This is a genomic window from Nostoc sp. ATCC 53789 (assembly GCF_009873495.1).
In the GTDB taxonomy this organism is placed as follows: domain Bacteria; phylum Cyanobacteriota; class Cyanobacteriia; order Cyanobacteriales; family Nostocaceae; genus Nostoc; species Nostoc muscorum_A.
The window spans coordinates 44,174-65,222 of the sequence record NZ_CP046707.1 but is presented as its reverse complement, the minus strand read 5'-3'; the positions used below and the strand labels follow the sequence as shown (position 1 = coordinate 65,222).

Annotated in this window: 24 protein-coding genes; 11 read left to right on the top strand and 13 right to left on the bottom strand. The window is 42.6% G+C overall.

Going from position 1 to position 21,049, the window contains the following annotated elements; all coding sequences use genetic code 11:
• Positions 1 to 255 precede the first annotated feature (255 nt).
• A complete protein-coding gene (locus GJB62_RS34800) occupies positions 256 to 489 on the top strand; it encodes a hypothetical protein (protein WP_147262466.1) in 234 nt (77 codons plus the stop codon).
• A 232-nt stretch (positions 490 to 721) separates the two neighbouring features.
• On the opposite strand, the gene GJB62_RS34795 is transcribed toward GJB62_RS34800, so the two are convergent.
• The 3 genes from GJB62_RS34795 to GJB62_RS34785 form a co-directional block, all read right to left on the bottom strand.
• The gene (locus GJB62_RS34795) at positions 722 to 865 is read right to left on the bottom strand and encodes a hypothetical protein (RefSeq protein WP_159402680.1); all 144 of its coding nucleotides are present in this window, start codon (positions 863 to 865) and stop codon (positions 722 to 724) included.
• Between the two features lie 132 nt (positions 866 to 997).
• The gene (locus GJB62_RS34790; RefSeq protein WP_114081116.1) at positions 998 to 1,192 is read right to left on the bottom strand and encodes a hypothetical protein; all 195 of its coding nucleotides are present in this window, start codon (positions 1,190 to 1,192) and stop codon (positions 998 to 1,000) included.
• Positions 1,179 to 1,610 (bottom strand): hypothetical protein, encoded by a 432-nt coding sequence (locus GJB62_RS34785; RefSeq protein ID WP_114081115.1) that lies wholly within the window; start codon positions 1,608 to 1,610, stop codon positions 1,179 to 1,181. Before GJB62_RS34785 ends, GJB62_RS34790 begins: the two co-directional genes overlap by 14 nt.
• 494 nt (positions 1,611 to 2,104) lie before the next feature.
• On the opposite strand from GJB62_RS34785, the gene GJB62_RS34780 reads away from it, so the two are divergent.
• The 3 genes from GJB62_RS34780 (at position 2,105) to GJB62_RS37850 (ending at position 5,651) form a co-directional block, all read left to right on the top strand.
• A complete protein-coding gene (locus GJB62_RS34780) occupies positions 2,105 to 2,281 on the top strand; it encodes a hypothetical protein (protein ID WP_159402682.1) in 177 nt (58 codons plus the stop codon).
• A 2,111-nt stretch (positions 2,282 to 4,392) separates the two neighbouring features.
• Complete coding sequence (locus GJB62_RS34770; RefSeq protein ID WP_159402684.1) at positions 4,393 to 4,554, top strand: hypothetical protein; 162 nt, start codon at positions 4,393 to 4,395, stop codon at positions 4,552 to 4,554.
• An 833-nt stretch (positions 4,555 to 5,387) separates the two neighbouring features.
• On the top strand, positions 5,388 to 5,651 hold the full coding sequence (locus GJB62_RS37850; RefSeq protein ID WP_245246332.1) for a hypothetical protein: 264 nt from the start codon (positions 5,388 to 5,390) through the stop codon (positions 5,649 to 5,651).
• A 191-nt stretch (positions 5,652 to 5,842) separates the two neighbouring features.
• Here the strand turns inward: GJB62_RS37850 and GJB62_RS34755 are convergent, their stop codons facing one another.
• Positions 5,843 to 6,091 (bottom strand): hypothetical protein, encoded by a 249-nt coding sequence (locus tag GJB62_RS34755; protein ID WP_114084148.1) that lies wholly within the window; start codon positions 6,089 to 6,091, stop codon positions 5,843 to 5,845.
• A gap of 507 nt (positions 6,092 to 6,598) precedes the next feature.
• Between GJB62_RS34755 and GJB62_RS38265 the strand changes: the two genes are divergently transcribed.
• Positions 6,599 to 6,730 carry a hypothetical protein gene (locus GJB62_RS38265; RefSeq protein ID WP_258551464.1) on the top strand — a complete coding sequence of 44 codons (132 nt, stop codon included), beginning with the start codon at positions 6,599 to 6,601 and terminating at the stop codon, positions 6,728 to 6,730.
• 123 nt (positions 6,731 to 6,853) lie between these two features.
• Positions 6,854 to 7,111: a hypothetical protein gene (locus tag GJB62_RS34745; RefSeq protein WP_114084149.1), complete on the top strand. Its 258-nt coding sequence runs from the start codon at positions 6,854 to 6,856 to the stop codon at positions 7,109 to 7,111.
• A 947-nt stretch (positions 7,112 to 8,058) separates the two neighbouring features.
• Here the strand turns inward: GJB62_RS34745 and GJB62_RS34740 are convergent.
• Positions 8,059 to 8,274: a Nif11-like leader peptide family natural product precursor gene (locus GJB62_RS34740; RefSeq protein WP_069068113.1), complete on the bottom strand. Its 216-nt coding sequence runs from the start codon at positions 8,272 to 8,274 to the stop codon at positions 8,059 to 8,061.
• A 210-nt stretch (positions 8,275 to 8,484) separates the two neighbouring features.
• Entirely contained in the window at positions 8,485 to 10,335 is a 1,851-nt protein-coding gene (locus tag GJB62_RS34735) for a protelomerase family protein (protein ID WP_114084150.1), read from the bottom strand.
• 191 nt (positions 10,336 to 10,526) lie between these two features.
• On the opposite strand from GJB62_RS34735, the gene GJB62_RS36845 reads away from it, so the two are divergent.
• Positions 10,527 to 10,688 (top strand): hypothetical protein, encoded by a 162-nt coding sequence (locus GJB62_RS36845; RefSeq protein ID WP_167756047.1) that lies wholly within the window; start codon positions 10,527 to 10,529, stop codon positions 10,686 to 10,688.
• Between the two features lie 37 nt (positions 10,689 to 10,725).
• Here the strand turns inward: GJB62_RS36845 and GJB62_RS34730 are convergent, their stop codons facing one another.
• The 7 genes from GJB62_RS34730 to GJB62_RS34700 form a co-directional block, all read right to left on the bottom strand.
• The gene (locus GJB62_RS34730) at positions 10,726 to 11,232 is read right to left on the bottom strand and encodes a GIY-YIG nuclease family protein (RefSeq protein ID WP_245246331.1); all 507 of its coding nucleotides are present in this window, start codon (positions 11,230 to 11,232) and stop codon (positions 10,726 to 10,728) included.
• A gap of 4 nt (positions 11,233 to 11,236) precedes the next feature.
• Positions 11,237 to 13,408: a hypothetical protein gene (locus tag GJB62_RS34725; protein WP_114084151.1), complete on the bottom strand. Its 2,172-nt coding sequence runs from the start codon at positions 13,406 to 13,408 to the stop codon at positions 11,237 to 11,239.
• Positions 13,405 to 14,064 carry a hypothetical protein gene (locus GJB62_RS34720; protein WP_114084152.1) on the bottom strand — a complete coding sequence of 220 codons (660 nt, stop codon included), beginning with the start codon at positions 14,062 to 14,064 and terminating at the stop codon, positions 13,405 to 13,407. Before GJB62_RS34720 ends, GJB62_RS34725 begins: the two co-directional genes overlap by 4 nt.
• Positions 14,051 to 14,248 carry a hypothetical protein gene (locus tag GJB62_RS34715; RefSeq protein ID WP_147262552.1) on the bottom strand — a complete coding sequence of 66 codons (198 nt, stop codon included), beginning with the start codon at positions 14,246 to 14,248 and terminating at the stop codon, positions 14,051 to 14,053. Before GJB62_RS34715 ends, GJB62_RS34720 begins: the two co-directional genes overlap by 14 nt.
• A 107-nt stretch (positions 14,249 to 14,355) precedes the next feature.
• A complete protein-coding gene (locus GJB62_RS34710) occupies positions 14,356 to 14,592 on the bottom strand; it encodes a hypothetical protein (protein ID WP_245246329.1) in 237 nt (78 codons plus the stop codon).
• A 67-nt stretch (positions 14,593 to 14,659) separates the two neighbouring features.
• Complete coding sequence (locus GJB62_RS34705) at positions 14,660 to 15,310, bottom strand: hypothetical protein (RefSeq protein WP_114084154.1); 651 nt, start codon at positions 15,308 to 15,310, stop codon at positions 14,660 to 14,662.
• A gap of 3 nt (positions 15,311 to 15,313) precedes the next feature.
• Complete coding sequence (locus tag GJB62_RS34700; RefSeq protein WP_114084155.1) at positions 15,314 to 15,682, bottom strand: hypothetical protein; 369 nt, start codon at positions 15,680 to 15,682, stop codon at positions 15,314 to 15,316.
• 271 nt (positions 15,683 to 15,953) lie between these two features.
• Between GJB62_RS34700 and GJB62_RS36840 the strand changes: the two genes are divergently transcribed.
• The 4 genes from GJB62_RS36840 to GJB62_RS34685 all read left to right on the top strand — a co-directional run bounded on the left by GJB62_RS36840 (position 15,954) and on the right by GJB62_RS34685 (position 21,034).
• A complete protein-coding gene (locus GJB62_RS36840; protein WP_167756046.1) occupies positions 15,954 to 16,121 on the top strand; it encodes a hypothetical protein in 168 nt (55 codons plus the stop codon).
• A 67-nt stretch (positions 16,122 to 16,188) separates the two neighbouring features.
• The gene (locus GJB62_RS34695; RefSeq protein WP_114084156.1) at positions 16,189 to 16,512 is read left to right on the top strand and encodes a hypothetical protein; all 324 of its coding nucleotides are present in this window, start codon (positions 16,189 to 16,191) and stop codon (positions 16,510 to 16,512) included.
• Positions 16,513 to 16,895: 383 nt separating this feature from the next.
• Positions 16,896 to 17,228, top strand: coding sequence for a hypothetical protein (locus tag GJB62_RS34690; protein WP_114084157.1), 333 nt, complete (start codon positions 16,896 to 16,898; stop codon positions 17,226 to 17,228).
• On the top strand, positions 17,225 to 21,034 hold the full coding sequence (locus GJB62_RS34685) for a plasmid replication protein, CyRepA1 family (RefSeq protein ID WP_114084158.1): 3,810 nt from the start codon (positions 17,225 to 17,227) through the stop codon (positions 21,032 to 21,034). Before GJB62_RS34690 ends, GJB62_RS34685 begins: the two co-directional genes overlap by 4 nt.
• Positions 21,035 to 21,049 lie beyond the last annotated feature (15 nt).

Here is a 21,049-nt window from a genome sequence, read left to right as displayed (position 1 = left end):
CTGTTAATTTAAATTAACAGACAAGTAGAGATATATGTCTGCATTAACTGGTTAGAACATTTGATATCTGCATTGCCTAAATTCTATAACCAGTTCATGTCTGCACCAAGCTGTTAGGCTTAGTCAGCGTCTGAAAGTCTTTCTATGACTATGTTTTAGCGATTGGTTATTTCGTCGCCTTCAGAATATAACAGTATTCTCGCGTAACTGTTAAGTTATCTCCAGGACACCATAACCAGTTAGAACGTCCAGAATATGTTAACAGATTACTCATTCCTAACAGCTTGCGTTCCCTTGGTACGTAAGGAAGCCGCAAGTATCGATTGCTCTGGGATTATGGACTGGCAACTGCGTTGCCGAGCGACGGCGGCTTTGCCGCGTCTCGTGCTATGGGTTGGCGATCGCTTCCATCGGGCGGTTACGCCATCACTATCTCAATCCTTGCGGAAAGCCGATCATCCTGTTATAGTTTTTGCAAGAAAAATATAACAAGTTGCAGATTTATAATAATTTGTTCATTTTCCCCACAGATGCTTAAGTAGGCTATCACCTATAGTAGACGGGCACGCCATCGCTATCTCAATCACTAGTGAAATCGCTTCATCTTGTTATACTTTTAAGAAAAAACAAGATAACAGGTTGTAGACTTATGATGGTTTGTTCATCTCCCTCACAGCCAATACCTGAATCCTCATCCATTGATTTGTTAATGAGAAATTGCTTAATGACCTTGATGATTTCTATGGTTAGTTGAGCTTGTCCCGTGGCGATCGCATCTCGATCGCTTCTTTAACTGTTGACCCTGGCGTTGACCATCCCAAGGACTGCTAGCGATTCTTCCCAGTGAGTAGCCTTGGACTGGCAACTGCGTCGCCTAACGACGGCGGCGTTGCCGCGTCTCCTATCCGCGATTGGCATTGGGCGGCTGTACTAGTTTGGCTATGCTTCCTTTTATACAATTTTTGGTAGTCACCACTGAAAATAGCCGAATTTTGTATCAAGTTCTGATACCGTAGTCACGCTCTCTATATATATAGATATTAATCATCATGACTACCAGACCATGACCACCAAAACCCCATAACCTCCAATCTATTTTTAGAGTAGTGAGCATTGGGCATTGGGCGTTGGGCATTGGGTGATGGGCACGGGGCATCACACCAAATCCTTTCAAATAATTATGCCTTATCATTGTTTTCTGGCATAACTCCGATGAGCGCGTTCTCTATCTCTTCCAAGGCTTTATCGATCGCATCCAATTGCTTGCGATTTTCCCATTCACGATATGCTTCTGTTACCTCTGGATCGGTTCCTAACCCAGTGCTACTGCCTACTCTGCCTATGTGTTGGTGGCAGGTATACTCTGGGTTCTTGCCGCGCTTCACAATCCCTTTTAGCCTAGCTTTTGGGTTCCTCTTGAAAATTGGCTCATTAGCTTGCCATTTTGCGTATACATACCAGTAGATTTCACCATCTTTTTTATATTTTTTGCGTACCTCATACTGATGAATCCAGACCCCAGATTCAGACATTGGTTCATTGACCAGATGCTGCCTGATTTCCTTTAATTGTTGAAGCTTCTCTATGATTTGGTCGATGCGGTCTGTCATGGCAGTTACAAGAGTTATGCCTATTGAAAATTTTAAGACATAACTACTTTAACTGCGAAGCGGTGTCCGCGATGGCTACACCCGCCAAAGGCATCGCCTACCGAGCGCGAGAGCATCTCTAAGACGGCTGGCAATTTCCCCAAGTGCGTAGAACTGGCAGCTACGCTCTATATTGCATCTATCCGGTTAGACATTTTTACTAACTAGTTTTGAGATTGATAACAGGTTGTGAGTATTGGCTAGGAGGTGAACTGCGATCGCGATGCCTTTGGACGCAAGTTACGCAAATACAAGGGTGAAAAAGCGAGGTTAACAACGATAGAAGAGATCGCTGTTAACCTCGCTTTTTGATCAGTCTATACAGTTAGTGCCAGCATATTAGCATTATTGTATTAAACCTACCAATTTCCTAACTGCGCTGCTGACTCAGCGCTTTCCTTATCTGACTATCTTTTCATGTTTCAAGACTTAAGTTATTAAATCTCACCTTATATTTGATATTTGACTGGCAACTGCGTTGCCTACCCGACGGCGGCGTTGCCGCGTCTCCCCACTGGCATAACCGCGCCACCATCTCAATTTTGTACTGCTTTGCCAATGCTGGCTTTTATACAAAATTGGTAGTCACCACTGAGAAGAGCGGCATTTTGTATCAAGTTCTGATACCGTAGTCACGCCCTCTATATAAATAGATATTAATCATCATGACTACCAAATCTATTATGACTACCAGACCATGACTACCAAAACCCAAATCCCCAATCTCAATTCTTGGCTACGGGCAACCACTTCATTTTTGTACTAGCTTGGCAATGCTGGTTTTTATACGGTTTTTGGTAGTCACCACTGAGAATAGCCGTATTTTGTATCAAATTCTGATACCACTAGTCATGCCCTCTATATACATGGCGTAACCGCCCGTTACGAGAGCGATCGCTGCTAACAGTCGCGTGAGTCTTCTCCCTCAATCAACCGTCTATTATCTCTAGTTGGATCTGCGTTGGGTGTTTCTCTATTCCTGGTAACATGGTCATCACTTGCGGCAACATTGCCGAATGTTTTTAGTTTCTCAATTCTGAGAATTGTTAGTGGCGACATCAAAGATTTATGCTACAAATGCAGTGTAAGTGTAGTACTCAAAAACCTCTCCAAGCGAACGGCGGTTTCATGTCACGAGCGCAGCGAGAGATGGCGCAGCCACCCGCAGGGCATGAAACCATAGTGAGTATGGTATCACTTATACAAATGCCCGAAATCCACTTTTGGGGGAGAAATCGCGCTTACTGCCTACTGTCAAAATACGCCCAAAAGCACCTTTAGTGTACATAACGACAGTCGTTTGACAGTCATCGGGTTTTTGGACAATGACTGTCGTTTGACAGTCATTTGGTACAGTAGAGGGATACTAGGGGTAGTTTACGGCGCATTTTGACAGTCATCGAAATTTGGTATCAATCAACACGATGGCTTACACACAATCTTCTTAAATTCGGTAGGAATACAGGACATAGAGCAACCTAATTTAGAAGTGCTTTCGATTAAGCGCAGTCACGACAGTAGCGATGGCCAGTTGCTGCAATTTTTACGAGAGCGAGAGCGTCGAATGTCGGGCAGAGGTTTGACTAAAATTGTTTTGAGTACTTTAAGGATGGATGTGTTGGGGGCCTTTTGTCATAAAGCGCATTGGTGCTGACAGCAACACTCTAAAGACTGCTGTGATTTACTCTGTCTCACAGTTGAAATTACAGATTTACTTGCTCAAGCAATTACTCGATTGAGCAGTTTTTTGAAGTACGTTTGCAACAAGTCTGTATTATTTCTGATCAATAAGCCTGGGGTTTATTGATCAGAATTTGGCTTCTTAATTGTGGTTCTAATTGGGGGACAAGTTCAAAGCAGACTTGTGCCTCACCCCGCAAGTCGTTCGTATGAAGTAATTGCCCTGAATTTATTTCGGCTCAATTTATTCAATTGCCTTGGACATTTCCTCTCTCCACCCCTCTTACCCCCCCCGTAATACGTTTGTGAAAAGAGGGGTGAATTCATCGGTGGCTTTTGTCGTGCTTATGTAGTTATTCAGTAGTCTTTTTTGATGGCTGTTGCTTATGCTTCTGCTTTTCAATTTTGACTCTCAAAAACTTTCCGCCAAATATGGCGTACTGTGCGTCAGAAAAAGATGGATTACAGAGCTTAAAAGCTTTTAAGCGAATTTCCCGATAATTTACCAATTATTGGGAGCAAATGGGAGACTTCTTATAAGTATTGGGAACTGTTCGGATTTATTGGGAATTTTTGAGCTAATGAGAATTTTGTGAGTGGATGATGTTCAAGGGCTAAAAAGGTAAGAAACAAATTAGAGAATTGGGAGATGTTGGATAGATATTGGGAGATGTTGAATGTAGTTGGTGAGGATTGGGAAAATGGATGTTTTTTCGAGATTTTCTATCAGACGCACGAATTTAGTCGAATCAAGAAACTAGTGGCAAAACTGTAATATTTCTTGATAAATGTGTCAATAATCACGGTTTGGGCGGTTAATATTGAGAGTAATTATCAATTAGATAGACAAAAAAAGGGTCAAAAACAGGGGTAATTTTTTTTGTGGATTTTGTTTCTTTAACAAACTTCGGCGGGTCTAAGCCCACGACTACAAAATAAGCCGCAAGCTTGGCATGACAACAGCGCGATCGCATAACCGAACCCCTTCAGACCTTAAAGCCACCGCTCTTGATTTTACTCCCGGCAGTAGTTAGAAGAATGCCTTAGACAATGAATGGCCGCGATGCCTGCGGTTCTTGCTAGCCGAACCACCTTCTTCGACCTATGCTTAATTCCCGAAGCGATCGCCATCGGCTCCTATTCCCCCACTGCTGACTCTCACCCCTCTAGCTCGACCGCATTCGCCATTGGGCATTGGATGTTGAGGAAGAGGCGATGCCCGTAGTCATGCTACGCTCTACTCCCCTGGCGGCCCTATTAGACATTGGAGATTAGGGATTGGGTGAATGGGCGTTGTCATTCCATCTGTGAAACTTGATCTGCTTTTGTCGTTCTTTTGTCGTTCTTTTGTAGTCAATTTTAGCTGATTGCAATCGCGTCAACCATCCCACCTAACACTGCTAAAATAATTTTTTATCCCAAATTTTCATTTTTTCGCTTCAAAAGCCATGCAAAAATGGCTGAAATTGAAGTTACCCAAAATAAGCGTAGTGGGTACGTTTATTTTATTCTCTAATCGAAGAATTGTTGCAGACAAAAAATAGCGATTCCCCAAACTAGTCGTAGAGCAGTCGTAGAACAGTCGTAGACTAGTCGTAGAGAAATTAGCAATTGCTCCCCGTGATTCCCCAAACTAGTCCTAGAGCAGTCCTAGAGCAGTCGCAGACTAGTCCTAGAACAGTCCTAGAGAAATTGTGATTTGGTATACAATTTCGCAATTTAAAACCCACTAATTACATAGACTTAGTGGGGATTATGACTGAGTTTGTAAAGGAAAATATTTCGGTTAGACTTTAATTCAGTTCTGCATTTTGATTCTGCAAAGTGATAAAGCTCCCGCGACGCTGCTGTGATTAATCCACACAAACTTTTGCATAACAAAAATGAAACAGAGCCAACAAGTAATTCTTTCAATTAAGCGAAGGGTAGACACTATCGACGGGCAGGTAATTAGTTATCTGAAAACAGAACCTTTTGGTTTAGGCAACTTACCTCAAATAGTGATATTAACCCTCAAACAATATTGGTTGCCTTTCACCATCTCAGCTAATGGAGTCGATGGTGAAGAACTTAGGCAGAAGGCAATTTGGTCAATTAAACAATTTTGTTGCACAAGCAGCTTTGATTCGTGAGGTTTTTCTGGAATCTCATGTCAAAGACGAGGGTGGTGATGGCGTACCCGCACGTTACAAGAGCGATCGCTTGCCTACAATCTCTAAGTTAGGGGTATCGCTGTCACGGCTACCCCTGGTCAATTACGCCGCTACTGATTCCTTGGCTAGTATTTCTTCAATCAACTTGCCCTTTCTCATGCTGCTGTAGTTCTCTACCCCTAAACAGCTAGCCATCCGCTTTACCTCTCGGATTGTAAGCATTTCCAATGCAGGGATGGAAGCAATGAGTACAGCACAACTGCAAGTACCAGCTGACTACCAAAAACAAGCACTTTACACCAAGTGATCACCCCTATCTACCTATCCACGCAAGAAAAAGGAGTATCACACAAGGTTTTGTTATTTCCAACAATCCCTCGGCTCACCGCCCTCGTTTTGCTTTTTTGATTCGCAAGCTAGAGCCTTTGAATTTCTAGCTGCATCATCAAACAAGCGATCCGGTGGCGTTTGAGCCAAATAATCCGAAATAATAATACTAAAAACGAAAAATACAGATGGAAGCAACACGAAAACGAACAGAAGACCCTGGACAATCATTTGTTTTTCGGAAAGCTTGTCTTGTTTTGAAGGCTGTTCTGATTCGCTCACGACTAATACACCACTTTTGACACTATCCTTAGCAATCCCAAAACAAACCCTCAGCTACCAACCTGATAAAATTTTCTCTGCTCAGATCGCCGTCATCCTCCTCACTTCCCCGCAAGAGGGGTTAACTCTTTTCAAATACGATCGCTATTGAGATTTAGCCTTGCGGTAGCCTTCACCACTAAGCAACTCTTCATTTGAAGCCAACAGAATTTTATCTGTGTCCTTTCCTTTATTGGCATAGCTAGCATAGACAATAAAAAGCCCTCTAAAAATTGATTCTAGAGGGCAGTGGGAAAAATTATTTGGTGTGAAGAGCTAGATGTACTAGGTTCTGTTGCTAGATGCGATCAGAGTTGTCCCCAATCGGATCTTCAGTAACTACAGGTTGAAATTCATCAAATCCGGTTATTGCTAGGGGAAATGTTGTCGAGAAGTTCCATTCCACTGCGGATAATTTAGGAAATTTCGGGGCATCGAAATTTGGAGCAGTTGCAGAGATACTTGGAAGTGAGCGATGAGAAAGTGTTGCGAGGGGCGGCAAGTTTGGCTATCCTCTCACTTGTCGCTAGGATCTCAATTCTTGGCATGACAACGGCGCGATCGCATAACCGCCCGTCAAGAGCGATCGCGGTTCACTAAATCCTGGTGTTAATTGATAGGATAGGTGCGTGGAGAGACTAAGGCGATACCTACCGTGGCAAGCTAGCTACGCTGGCAAACTCTTCACCTTGCTCCTATCTCCTTTCTAGATCCGTGCAAACTATGGTTAAGAAAAAAGATTTAGAAAAAATTGGTTTGGAATCACAACCACTTAAGTTTGATGATTTCGTTGCCCGTTGCCCTGAGAAATTAGAACTCAGAGATGGATACATGGGGAAGTCCAAACAAGATGCCAAGCAACTACTAGCCATGTCGCTCCAGTCCTTTGGGTTAGTTGAAGCGGTCAAATTAGCGCCTAAAGAATTGTGGTTAGAGGCTATCAAGCTTGCTTACGGTGATACTCAAGATGTGGAAAACTGACTCAAAAGCAATCACCGATAATAGGAGTTACAGAGATGAAGATCAAACTAGTCTACACTCCCAATTCCAAAAAATTAACTCTCAAAAGTATTGAAATGCCTCAAGTTCCCAGGGCTGGAGAAACAATCTGTATTTATTGGGATGAGCAATGCATTAGTTTTAATATCTGAAAAATTAGCATAACTTTTGAAGTTTCAATTTCTGACCGCAAATAAAATCGCCTCATCTAATTGGGACTCCGCCGCGTCTCCCTAACCTAATTAGAATTCCCAGAAAGCTACCCTTTAAAATCTTAGTGTTTTTAATTACATAGCTAACAAGAATCTAAGTAAATACTTTGGCGCAAGCACTTGGTTATTTATTAAACAAAAACCTACTTGCTTGCGGTTATCTAGACCATACTGTATATGGCTTATAGCGTTTTTATCTGTCCCATTTTTAAATAGCCATCTTTAGCAAGTACTTGCGGTTGTCTGTGAGCATAAATTAATACTCTAGCTACTTAATTAACCCTACTGCTACCATCCCTCATCTTAGGGTTAGGTATTGGGCATTGGGCATTGGGCGATCGCACCTCTCAAAAAATTGACACTACTTTCAAAAACTCAAATTTTCTCCGCGATTGGCTAAAGTACATCAAATTGCCTTCCCGCCGCGCTACCAAAAGAAAAAAAGGTAATTGGGACACGGGGAATGAGGAGAGAGCGATGCCTTCGGCGGCAAGCTACGCACCTACTACCGCCGCCACAATCGCCTATAGTCCCTTTAATCTCCTAAGGCATCATGTAAAAATAAGTTGTACAAAATTTATTTGGAATAGCTTGCTAAATCTAGCTTTCACACAAAAACTGTTCAGGTTATTTTTACACAAATCCTAACTTGGCTATTTGCCCATTCACCACATTTACGCGGCTTATTTGCCTTTTTCAAAAATTCTCGCGTGACCCCTAGTTGTACTCTCCAGGAAGATCAGTTTTTCTAACAGTAATGCTGCCAACTTTCTTACCTGACATTCTCAATAATTCATCACCTGAAAATTCAAAACCAAGCTTTAGTGCTATTCGCGCAACATCATCTGCGGTTGGTGCTGCAAGCACCTCGTTTTTAAGTTCAGGTTCAGACTGCATTTTCTTTAAAAATGCTTCGATTTGCTCAAAAGCCATATTTAAAATTTGATCCTCGCTAGCTACTCGTAATATAAAGAAAAACAGTAGTATATTTTTTAAGACTAGCAGCACAAGGGTATCAAGATTCGGGGGAAAGATAATTATAGCGACGCGCTGCTCTTCATTTATCAGAATCTTGCTTATAAGAAATCATGTTCTCATAAGCAAGATTCTGATAAGTAATTGCTACACCATCCCAGATCCGGTTTAATTTCTCCCTGCTTTAAAGGCTTCCCCACTCAAGAACTCATCGTTTATCAGCAAAAGAATTTTATCTGTGTCCTTTCCTTTGTTGGCATAGCTGGCAGGGTTACTGGGGTCTTTCTTATTCTCCATACCGAATTTCGCGTTATGGCTGATTATTTCGTCTTTGTGTTGCTCAATCCAGTCACGTACCAACAAGCCGTTACAGCCCGATAAATCCCTGAGTGCTTGGTTAGTCACTGCCAAGCGATCGCTGTCTCCAGTCGCCACAGTATCGTTATATAAACAGATAGCCTGATAAGACCTACGAATTTTTTCTACAGCTGCTAAGGTTGCTTTGCTCCCCCACACCTCAGCATCAGTCTTGGTTTGCCAGTCAATCTCTTCCTTGATGGGTGCAACCTTGGCAGGGATAGACTTGGCGGCGGGAGCGATACCTTGCCCAAGAGTTACCTTGTTCACCACCTCAATAACTTTTTTCTCTAGCCAAGAATCTAACTCAGTGACATTAAGAGTAACTGTTTGGGGTTGCTGTGCTGTGGTTTCCATAGCTGCTTTCTCCTGCTGTAATTGTTTGTTGGCTATATCTAATTGGTTATTAATTTCTTCTAACTGGTTATTACTTTGGCGTAACTCTTTAATCTCTGTTTCTAATTGGGCAACTCTCTGTTGTGCTGACTGTAATTGCTTTGCAGTATCCAAACGGTTGTTAAATGACTCAAGCAAGTAGGTAATAGCTGATTGCTGATTGGGTAAATTGAACTCCCCTTGCAAGTGGCGAATAGCTTCTAAATTTGAAGAATTAACCCGAACATTTGAAAGTTTTTCTTTTGATGGAGCATCGGGAAAACCTACAGGTTTTGTAAGGTAGTAATCGGCATACCCCAAAGTGGTTACAAGATTTTGTAAATCTCGATCTGTGGGAGTATCTTTAACAAAGTGACCAGCTAACCTAGCTGCACGTAGCATTTTAGAACCCGTTGAACCCTGGCAATCGCGCTCAGTAGCCAGTGCTAGATATGCGGCTCGGAGTGCTTTGCAGTTGTCTTGTTCTTCCCCATGTCGAAAATTTAGAATCGGTGCTTTATCTCCCTTATCCCCAAAGTATGCCCGTACTACCCGGTTCAACGAACCATTGCGGCGGCTGTCAATAGCGCGGTTTTGGGCTGAAAGGTCTGTAGGATTCTCGTTAGCCACCTCTGCCAACAGTGCTTTAGTTGTTGGCTCCTTTCTTAACCAGTTCAATCGCTCAATGACGTAACTAGCAGGGTAGAGGGTAGCGATGGGGAATACTGGCTTATCTCCCCGTTTTTTACCTTGACCAGTGAACATTACCTGATAGCTTTGACCCTCCACAGGTGCGAACTTAGCACGAGCCAGAATTTCATGAGGGCGGCGGCCAGTGGCAGCAATTAACCCCACTGCTACTTCATGGAGGTCTTGGGATTCTAACAGCTTACCTGTTACTTCTAAATATTCGTCTGGGCTGATTTCCTGACCATTTTCGAGGCGTAAGCTTACCCGTGTTGACTCGTTACGCTCCTCCCAATCCTTTTTATCCAGACCACACAGCAGTAAAACATAGTGCTTTAACTCATAACCTGTTACGTTGCCTTGGGCATCATGCTTGGGTACAGAATCAGCGTTTTTCCCTTGCTCTAATGGCAGTGACTTGAATTTTTTATAGAAGCCAGCCCGACTCAGCACAGTGCCTAAGCTTTTAATGCTGTAGTTAGTGTTGGTATTTATCCACTCGTTGAACTTCTCACAGTGTGGCTTGATCTCTTCAAGGCTTTGCAAATCTTTGACCGCAACAAAGAGTTGATCTACTTGTTCCTGAACTGCTTTAGACATCTGACTGACTCCCCTTTATTTCTAAGCTGTTATTAATTTAACTAACAAGTTAGCAGATGTCAATAACCTGTGAGATATTTTTAACAGGTTATTGACATTATATAACAGGTTAAGCTACACTAATAACAGGTTAAAAAAACCACAGAAAAAGCGGGCTACTAACCCGCAGCTTAAAAATAAAAGGTATTCTCATGTTACTCACAATTGCTCAACCTCAACAATTCCAACCTACTAGCGACTACTTTGACGGAGAATTCGACGCGGCGATTGGATTACCACCCAAAAGCCAGGATGGAGACTACTGGCGGGGATATCTCGCCAAGGTAAACGAGACTGGTAACACACCGTTCTAAAACCCAAAGGGAGGCTAACAACCTCCCTTAATTTTGCTTACTTTGTCAATTTCTCTTGTGGCTGTATCACGGAGTTAACTGGTTGATTTGTCAATCTGCCAGCGATCGCACCCACGGACAATAGCCCGATCATGCTGAAAATGATTAGCTTAATTGGCAAGTCGCTAATGCTAAAGACGTGTAGCGATCGCTTCTCAAATTCCCAGTTAACCATCAGAAATTGCATTGGATTAAAATCAAACCACTCTTGACTTTTGATTAACTCAACATTGCATTGGCTAAATTGTTGATGTAATTCACCTTCTACATCTGCCATATCCTCTACATAAATAGTCTTGAGGATTTTCACGTTACAAGGTGGTTGATTCCTATGAAAGTTATCAAGTCGAGCTTCGGGATTACGAGATAACCCAATTTTGCAACGACGGAGGTAACAACCAGGAATTAGCCCGTGATAGCCCTCTGCTTCCATTAAATAGATAAATCCCGGCTCATGGTCATTTTTAGGCTGATAGATAATTGTCGTAATCTCATCCAAGTCCATATATTTATTTCCAAATTATTTTATTAGAAACTGTTATTTTTTTGCAGTTTAAACAGTAATATCTTTTATCCTTTCTTACGGTTAAATTTGCGTGACCACAGTGGGGACAATAAGGCTTTGTGTCACTTTGGCGGCTACCCCCTATAGTGGAAAATGACGCAGCAGACATCACCATGTCAGTGCTTGCTATGCTTGGGTTTAAGGTATCGCGTGTCAATCTCGTGTAACCCGTGTCAGGGGACTTTGCAACTCTTGCCAGTCGCTTTGTCTCTTCTATCTCTTGATAGTTGAAACTAACTTTATCGAGATTAGGTAAAAAATAAAGTTTGGGTGAGCGAGAATCGACGACTAAGGCTACTCTTAATAATCTCGCATCATCGGTAACTAACTCATTTTTATGGTCGATGTATTCTTCAATAGCGTCTAAGTTCCGAATCAACTTAGCCAAATTAGACTCGCTGTTTTTCCCCTTGCCGTAGGTATTCAGGTAATGTCTGATTTTGGGAATGCCAATGATTATTTCGGTAAAGAGTGACCGATCATCATTGGTAAAACCTGGGATTTGTTTGGTCATCACTGATTGACCCGACACAATCCAACCGATGTTATTGTGACCAAACTGTTTTAAAATCTTCTTAAGGTTTTCCCCTGCCTTGTATGGCTCACTGCAAGAATTCAGCGTGTTATCTAATTCATCCCATGCCCAAATTTGAAAGAAGTTAGCAGCGAATGTGGGGTTTTGAACTCGAAAATTTCCGTCGTCTAGGCAATCATCAAAGGATTTAATCGCGGCTGTGGTATCGCCATATTTAAGGAAATGCTCTAAAGGATAGTTGCTATCTTTGAGTGAAGCAACAGCACCAGGATAAGACACCGTAACCAGAGTGTGAGGTACTTTCTCACCCTTGCCAGTATTGCCGCGAGTGCATCCAGCTTTGAGGATTTCGCTAATCATTACCGCAGTGGTTGGGGTTTTACCAACGCCCGGATCTGCAATCAGCCGATAGCGGATTGGGTGACTGACTACATAGTTGATAAATTCGTCAGTAGTCCCAACCATCAACTTAATTTCATCTGCTTTGATGGCTGGCCCCATACGGTAGCTGACCACAATACAATCGGTTATTTCCAGCTTGCGAACGCTTGTTATTTTGAATAGTCCCAGCTTTTTAGCCAGCGTGTCAGAATGCTTGCTGATTGCTTCTGCAATGGCTAAGGTATGCACAGACCGGGAATAGCCATAACCAATGTCTACAACGCCGTCAGGCTTCACCTGAAAGCCTTTAACGCTCAAAGCCAACCTGATATCAGTAAACAAAGTACGCGCTATTTCGTTGGCGATTTTCCCGTTGATATCAAAGCCAAAGTCACCATACACGGGTTCTATTAAATCACCTGCCAATTGTTGCTGTAGCTGACCTACGCGCTCGTTTAGTAGCTCGATTTGCTCTATATAGTTTTGGCGCTCATTGGCGATCGCTTCCCCAACCTCATCTAAATTTTCGTTGTAGCTACTTGCCAAACTTTTGATAATCTCGGCTTTACTTTGATGACCATGCGCTACCTTCTCACCCCAGTTTTGCAACCTTCTGAATAGCTGCATAGCTTCAGAGGTAATAGAATCGTGTTCATGATAAATCTTTTCTAATTCCTGTGACTTGGCAAGTTGAAAGCGTTTGTTAGCCTCCGCTTCTACTTGAGTTTTAAAGTTCAATTCCCATTGCTCAGTCTCACTTTCCAGATATTCAATACGCTGGGTATCTTTTTGAGTCTGTGTAGATAATTGATTTAACTTGGCTTGCAGTTGAGCTATTATTGCTGTGCTTTCTAGTTTGTTATGACCTAACGAGTTGATGGTATTTCTCGCTTCTTTGAGTTCATCTTTCAAAGATTCTAGCTGGCTACTAACAGTGGCTAACCTTGACTTGCTCCTTTCAAATTCCCTGATAACTTTATGCAGTGTTTCACCTGCTTTTTTATTCTTACTTTCGGCATCATTTAGCAATCTCTGTGATTTAGTATCAGCGATAAAGTAAGTAATAAAACTTGCTGGCAATGCTCCCACACCAAGCATAGAGATTACTTTGGCTATATCGTTGGTGAACCCTCCAGAAGCTACTGCTAACCCAGCGCACAAGCTAAAAGCACTTAGCCCTAAACTGTGGGATAATCTCATGATTTCACCTCCAGATAATCACCCAACTGTGCTTTAAAGCTTGCTAGGTTCCCTTGTGACTCAATAGTTTTTAGTCTTAATTCCTCAGCTTTTATTTGAGCTTGTAACAGTTTTTGGTTTAACTCATCTTTGCTATAAACCGAGATATTCGTATCAGCGCTTGTCTTAACTTGGCTGACATCTAAAGAAATTGATTTTTGGGTAGTTACTTCTTTTTGATTAAGGTAATCTAAATAATTACCCTTAACTTTCTCAATTTCGGTAGCTGCTTGAATACCAGCACCAAAAGCCTTTGAGTGCTTACCAATAACAGTAAATTTCTCGCGTGTCAGGTCGAGCGCTGCCCCCGTAAGTTTCAATGCTCGTGTAGAACCTTCATAGATTTTCATACCTTTATCTAGCTGGCTTTGAGTTGCCTGTGGGAGCGTTTCAGGAGGATTAAGCGGATCTGAAATATGATACTGATTCGGCTGGAATGGTGGCATCATTCCCGGTATTAAATCCGGCGTGACGCTCAACAATCCAGGGATACGGCTATCTCTGGGGACAGTAGCAGGTGTGGAATCATTGGTGCTAGATGTGGAGTTTTGTTTGCGTCCTGCTAGCTTTTCTGCTACAGCTTGGGCTGCTGCTTTTGTAGCATCAATTTTTGCCATTGTTGAAAAATTTCCTCGTGTTAATTAGCGATTGATATTTAATTTCTAGTTGCCTAAATGCTTTGTCTATTTCGCTAAATTCAAGCGCTAATTCCTCATCCAAATCGTATTTTCTCAGGACAAGATTTAGCTCTGTTTCATCCGTCTTTGCATCCTGAATTTGGCTGTTTAAGTCATCTTGCATGGTAGTATTGACGGGTATCTGATGCTTAAAAGCTCTCAAAACTATTGAGAGCATTAATTCTGGCTTTATCTGCTACCGACTGTGTTCTGTGGAGTTGGCAGCAAGAATTATTCTGTAAAACCTTCAAACTTAGCTACCTCTGAGTCACTAGCAACAGCGCATTCGAGGTAGTTGAAATACTGCTTAACGTCACCAATAGCTACATCACAATCGAAGCGTAAGCCTTTAAACTGTGGATGTTGGCGGATTTGACCAAGTAATTCTTGGGCAAGAGAAACTAGTTCTGGTAAGGAATTAGCGCTTATGCTTGCCTCTGGTTCAGTGCCGGAAATTGTAAAAGTCATGGCGTTAGTACTCTTTCTAATAACCAGTTAACAAAGTCGAGGGGAGATAACAGGATGTTGATCGCTCTCACGCGATGAGCTTTTTTCCCAGTTCGGTGATGATGCCTTCAATTTCTTGGGTCAGGTTAGTTTCATCTGGGGTAACTTCTGGCTTTTGCTGTGCAAGTCCAGCCAAATCTCTAATCGCTCCCAAATATCCTTGCTTTTGGTGTTGCCAGTGCTGATTGATACCCTCTGTTAGTTCCGCATCTCGCACAGCCAAGTTATTTAGAATCAGTTGGTTCTTAACTTGGGCTATAGCGTCTACTGCTGCAATTTCTTCTGATGCTTGTCTAGTTAGCTGGTCAATCAGCGTCAGTTGGGTGTTAGGGTTTGGGGATTGGGTAGGGGCTGTTAGATGTTGCTGTTGCCCTTGTAGGGATAGGGCATTTTGTGGCTGTTCTGTGGCTGGCTCAGATGTTTGCTGTGTTAAATTTTGTGAATTTTCAGGTAACTCTGAGGTGCTAGCCACAGTTGGTAATTCTGGCTGAAAGTATGAGGAGATCGCTTCTAAATCGGCTTCAGAAACTGCCTTTACAGTGTCAAAATCATCCGGGCGAACATGGCTTAAAGCCAGTCTCAAGCTTTGTTCCGTGGTCATGTACTTTTTTGCAGCATCATGAATGCTTACTGTGTCTGCTGTTGGCATGGTTGGAGTCACCTTTTTTCGTGTTGCCATGATTTACGCTCCCTTTTGGATTTTTTGAATTTGCTGGAATGCTTGCTGATAGCGGTATCTAGAAAAATCATTCGGGTTTTTGGCGATATAGCCTTTGACTCGTTCAGACCGTCGTAGCTGTGCCATTAATCGCCCTACTCTCCCCAAAACCCATGCTTGATACGGCGACAATGGCGACTCGCGATCGTGAGTGTTATCGGCTTTTTTGGGGTAGGCATCTCTGAAACTGGGGATTCTCCAGAAGGCTAAATTCTCCCAAGTGACCAAAGTCGAACGGCTAACACCCAAGACCTCAGCTAAATATGTCTTGGTAGATGGGAAATCAAGGAATGAGTCTAGGTCTGTAGAATGTTTGCTCCGTCTAGGTTTCATGGGTTTACTACAGTAATCAATGTGAATCAGATAGTAACTAGCTAGCAATCAGAATAAGTACACATCACAATGTCGCTCCTAATCGCTAAAAGCCAGATGGGGTAATACTTTGGCTTACTCGTAGGACGCTAATTAGTGGCTTGTTGTTGATCGATTGCCTTAGATGCTAATATAGCAACAGGTGCGTCACTTAGTCAACTAGGAACTAAAAACCGCTCTTGGTAAGTATTTGGAGCCATAATTGAACAAAAGTGTTTATATAGTTGCTCTTATGCCTTCAAGCAAGCCACGAATAACCTTGAGATTAGATGAGGAGGATATAAAATTTCTAGACCATTGGGCGAATAAAGAGTTTTTAACGGTTCCCCAATTGACCAGGGTGCTAGTAAAACGGGCGATCGCAGAACAAAGGAAAGCAGAACAAGATAAATCAGTATGACAGAAGCACAAATTCAAGATATTTATTCACGCCAAGTTGCGATTGCCAAAATGATTGAGGCAGGACAATGAGCGATATACCAAGACAATACAACGGGGGACAACCCAGCAGACTTGACCGAATTGAAGCACTCCTAGAACGGGTAGCCGAACAGCAAAATAATTTAATAGACAGGCAAGCTACCACACAGCAACAGTTGGATGATTACATCAACACCGCCCAAACAGTTTTAGCTCGTAATGCTGTTATGGATGATGTTTTGCTGGAACTACGCGACAGCCATGAGGAACTTAAGCAAAATTTTCTAGAGAATCAGCGCACTACTAACGCAGCATTAAATCAACTTGGCGCAATATTGGTACAGCTAACACGGATTGATCCGCAAAACTAGCGATGCCTACGGCGGCAAGCTACGCAATGGTGCTACTAGTATATGAAGAGATTCCCAGAGTAGGTGATCACCTTGCCAATAGTTTGTATTTTGGAGGACTAGACAAAAGATATAAAACTTTAGCTCAATTCATCTAAAGTTCACAGAATGAATAGCAAAAAAAATGCTAGTTACACAGCCTTCAGCTTTTTGAGTGCGATCGCAAGGATTAACCAACGGTAAGCACAAGCACGCACAAAGAAACGTCTGATAAACGTTTCACCACAAGACAATGCAACAAGCAAGTCTAACGAATTTATATATTCTTCTAGCTTACCGACTAATCCCTACAATCTGCAAATTTAAAAGTTAAGGGGCTGTCCAAACCAACAAAGGACAACCCAATGAATAAACCCCTCACTTCTGACAGACAGGGGTTTGCGAATGAAAAGCCTACTATTCTAACGCAAACTTTCCCCAACAATCAAGAATCTCGAATTTCGGAATTATCAAACCATATAAGCGATCGCCGAACTAGCACCAAATATTTAAAAGCGGGTTGCTGTGACGTTGCTCTAAGACCATGCCCCGACCCGGATGAGTTACTGCAATCGCCTAACCTCAACTTACAGGAGTCCTTTTACTTACAGCGATTAGTCAAGCTTGGCTGGTTTAGTGGTCAGGTGGCCGCCGTACTTCTCCAAATTGAAGCCAAGGTTGGAGGGGTGGCAGTATGAATCACAAAGGATTCGGCAAGATAGCCTCACCCCAAAAATCACTAAATCAAGAACTAAGGCAGGTTTTCAGAAAATTCAACAAGCGAGGTAAGCTCAGAAGTACCCCTTGGGCTTTGCATGAAATCTCAAGACTTGAGTCCAGAGATGGAAAAGTCCATCAAGTTGTTGTAGCCTCCAGCCAAAATGACATGGCGCAAGGCGATCACCATGATAGCGAAATTCAAGTACTGGGTAATCATCAAGAAATTGAAGAACCATTCGCACCTTATAGTTTGCCAGTCAGAGAAAATTTTGAACCAAGCCACTGGCAAGAGTGGGGGGAGAGTGCAATTGACAGTGAGATAGCGGCACTTAACTTCAAATCGCTGTCAGGGAATGCCGCTTTTGATTATCTCCTTTACTCCGATAAAATCAGCCGCCGTAATGATGGACGGTTACGCGATGGGGATATGCGGCGATATGCTCACCTCTCTAATGGTGGGTGGTGGTGTAGTGGAATAAATATTATCACCGGTGAAGATTCCCTTTGGGGATGCTTCAAGCCCAACACGCCAAGAATAGATGAGGGTAACAGCAGGGCAATTAAGTATGAGCATCCCCCCAAAGTTGACACAGAAATTTTTGCCTTACGGATTCCCGCCCGGATCTGGGAATTAATTAGCCGCCGCTACGATGTGGCACTACCAGAAAATTACCAAAGTTTACCTTATGGTGATTTTTGGCGATGGGTGAGAGAGAATACCCAAATTCCCGTTATCATCTGCGAGGGTGCTAAAAAAGCAGCTGCAATCTTATCTTGTGGTTATGTCGCCATTGGTATACCCGGAGTATGGGGAGGCCGTCGCCAACCAAAGGATGAATACGGCGAAAATAACGGCGCACCATACCTGATCCCACAGTTAGCCGCTTATGCTCAATCAGGCAGGCGAATTTATTTCTGTTTTGATGCCGATGTGAAGCGCACCACGGTTAGAAGCGTGAATGGTGCGATCGCTAAAACTGCCAAGCTTTTATCTTTGCGTGGCTGTGAAGTCCGAGTAATGGGGTGGCATTTGGCATTAGGCAAAGGGATTGATGATGTACTAGCCGCTTACGGCCGCGACCAATTTGATACTATTTACTGCGATGCTCTGAAATTAGATGAGTGGAACACCAAGCAACTAAGGCGGCTCACATACACCCCAGATTTGAACTTAAATCAGCGTTACTTGGGTGAGTTGGCTATTCCTTTGGGTAAGCAGCTAATAGGCTTGAAATCGCCAAAGAACACAGGTAAAACTCACTTACTCCAGTGGCTAACTGACCCGATAATTCGCGCTGGTGAGAGGAGAGTGTTAGTAATTACCCATCGGGTGCAACTTGCTACGCAGCTTGTAAAAAAACTGGGATTACCTTTCATTACCGAAGTGAAGCAGACTGAGCAAGGCTCACATTTCGGAATGGGGTTAGTAATTGATAGCTTACATCCAAAAAGCCAAGCCAAATTTAACCCTGATGAGTGGAAAGGGTGCTGGTTGATTTTGGATGAAATCATGCAGCTAATCTGGCATTTGTTGAGCAGTTCGACTTGTCAGACAGATCGCGTAGCCATCATCAAAAATTTCAAACGCCTGCTACTGAATGTTGTTAATTATGGTGGGAAAATCTTCATTGCTGATGCTGACTTAAACGATATTGGCATTGATTTTATCAAAGGGCTGCTTGGGCAAGAGATTGACACTTTTCTCGTGGAAAATACATTTCAGTTTGTAGAGCCTTGGCAGGTAAATTTAGTACAGGGTAATAATCCAGCCCAATTAGTAAAAATCCTTACCCAAAAACTAGAGAATGGGGATAAGTGCTTTGTTGCTTTGTCTGGACAACGGGCTAGTTCTAAATGGGGTTCTCGCAATTTGGAGGCGTACTATAAAAAACTGCTGCCACACCTGAGAATTTTACGAATTGATTCTAAAAGTACAACTACTCTTGGTCATCCAGCTTTTGGCTGTACAGATGATTTAAATGAGGTAATTAAAAACTATGACCTCGTTCTAACTACCTCGACCATTGAGACTGGGGTATCAATTGAAGAAAAGCATTTTGATTATGTTTTTGGGATTTTTCAAGGCGTACAAACTACCGATGGTGTCAGACAGCATTTATCACGTTACCGCCTTCCAGTCCCGCGTTATATCTGGCTTAATCCAGTAGGCATCAATAGGGTAGGCAATGGCTCCAATAGTGTAAAGGCATTACTAGCAGGTGAGTACATCAAGAATAAAGCCAATATTAAAAAGCTCGTTGATTTGGGATTTGAGGAATCGATAGAAGGCAATTTTGAGAGTATTTGCATTAATACCTGGGCAAAGTTAGGGGCAATCATAAATGATGGGATGAATAGCTATGAATTGCAAATTGTTAGTGATTTGAAATCTGAGGGACATATCATCTGTGAAGTGGGCGCAGATGAGTTACCTGAACCCGCAGAAGTAGAGACTACTAAGCAAGAAATTTACAACAACTGCAAATCAGAATATGCGGGACACTGTGAAAATGTCACAGCGTCTGAAAGCATTACAGATGAACAGTTTTTGAAATTAGATAAACAGAATTGCAAAACTGAGTCCGAACAGTTAAAACACAGAAAAGGTGAGATTGAAAGGCGTTATAACGTGACTGTTACTCCCGAATTAGTAGAGAAAGATGATCAAAACTGGTATTCTATAATTCGACTAGATTACTACCTTGGCGTGGGTAGGGAATTTCTACCGGATAGAGAAATAAACGTCATGTCTACCGCTTTAAAAAATGGCGGTGGAGATTATTTCATTCCCGATACTAATAAAAGCTTTATTGGGAAAAAAATTGATGCTTTAGACTGGATTGGGTACAAAGAGCTTCGAGAAACGGACGGATTGAGCAACAATCACCCATTAGCACAAGCAGTATTTGAGAAAGCAAAAACTCATCAATCCGATTTGAGTTTAATTCTTGGCGCTAAGAGTAATATGTTTGCAAAGCTAAATACTCCCATGCAAGTCTGTCAAAAACTAGCATCTCTTACTGGGTATAAATTCCCCCGATTGCGGCGAGAGGGAACACGAGGCAACCAAGTCTGGATTTACGGTGTCCCCGCGCCAGACTTCCAAAAAGATGATGAGGGGAATCTGGTTTTTGTCGATGGACGCGCTGTTCCCGTTAGCGATCGCCGAGAGGAAGTTTTCACGGCATGGGTAGAGCGCGATATCCTAGCCAGAGAAAAAGCCGCCAAAGCCAAACTGGAGGCACAAGTACAAGCAACAATTCCCAATTGCCAATTGTCAGCACTTGCAGAAACCGAAATTAATACGCTGACTACATTACAAGAACAGTACGCAGAGCAAAAAACACAGACCCTAACAGAAGAAGTTGAGTCAATAGTCATCACTCATGACTCAGAAAGTCAGGTAATCATAGCTGAGTTACCAGTTGAAAATCATCAGCAGTCCACAGAAGCGGTAATTGAGAAACTACTAAAAATTTCTAATTGGGGAGAAGTTGCGGCTAACCAAGCCGAGATTGATCAAGTTTGGCCGCTACTTTCAGAAAACCAGCGTTCGCATCTGTGGGAACTTCATCAAAAATATCAGCAGCAATTGTCTTTAGAGGAATTGGCACAGCAGGCCATCGCTACACAAGCTGAAATTAAGGAAACGGGTTTTGGTTCCCACTTCCGAAGCTATGTTTTGAAAGCTGTTAGAGGGGGAATAGCGATCGCTCGGAAATGCTGGGGCGACAAGCAAGAATGCTCAATTCCTTTAAATCAACTATTGCTAGCCACTGGTTAGAGTTTGTGTACCTAG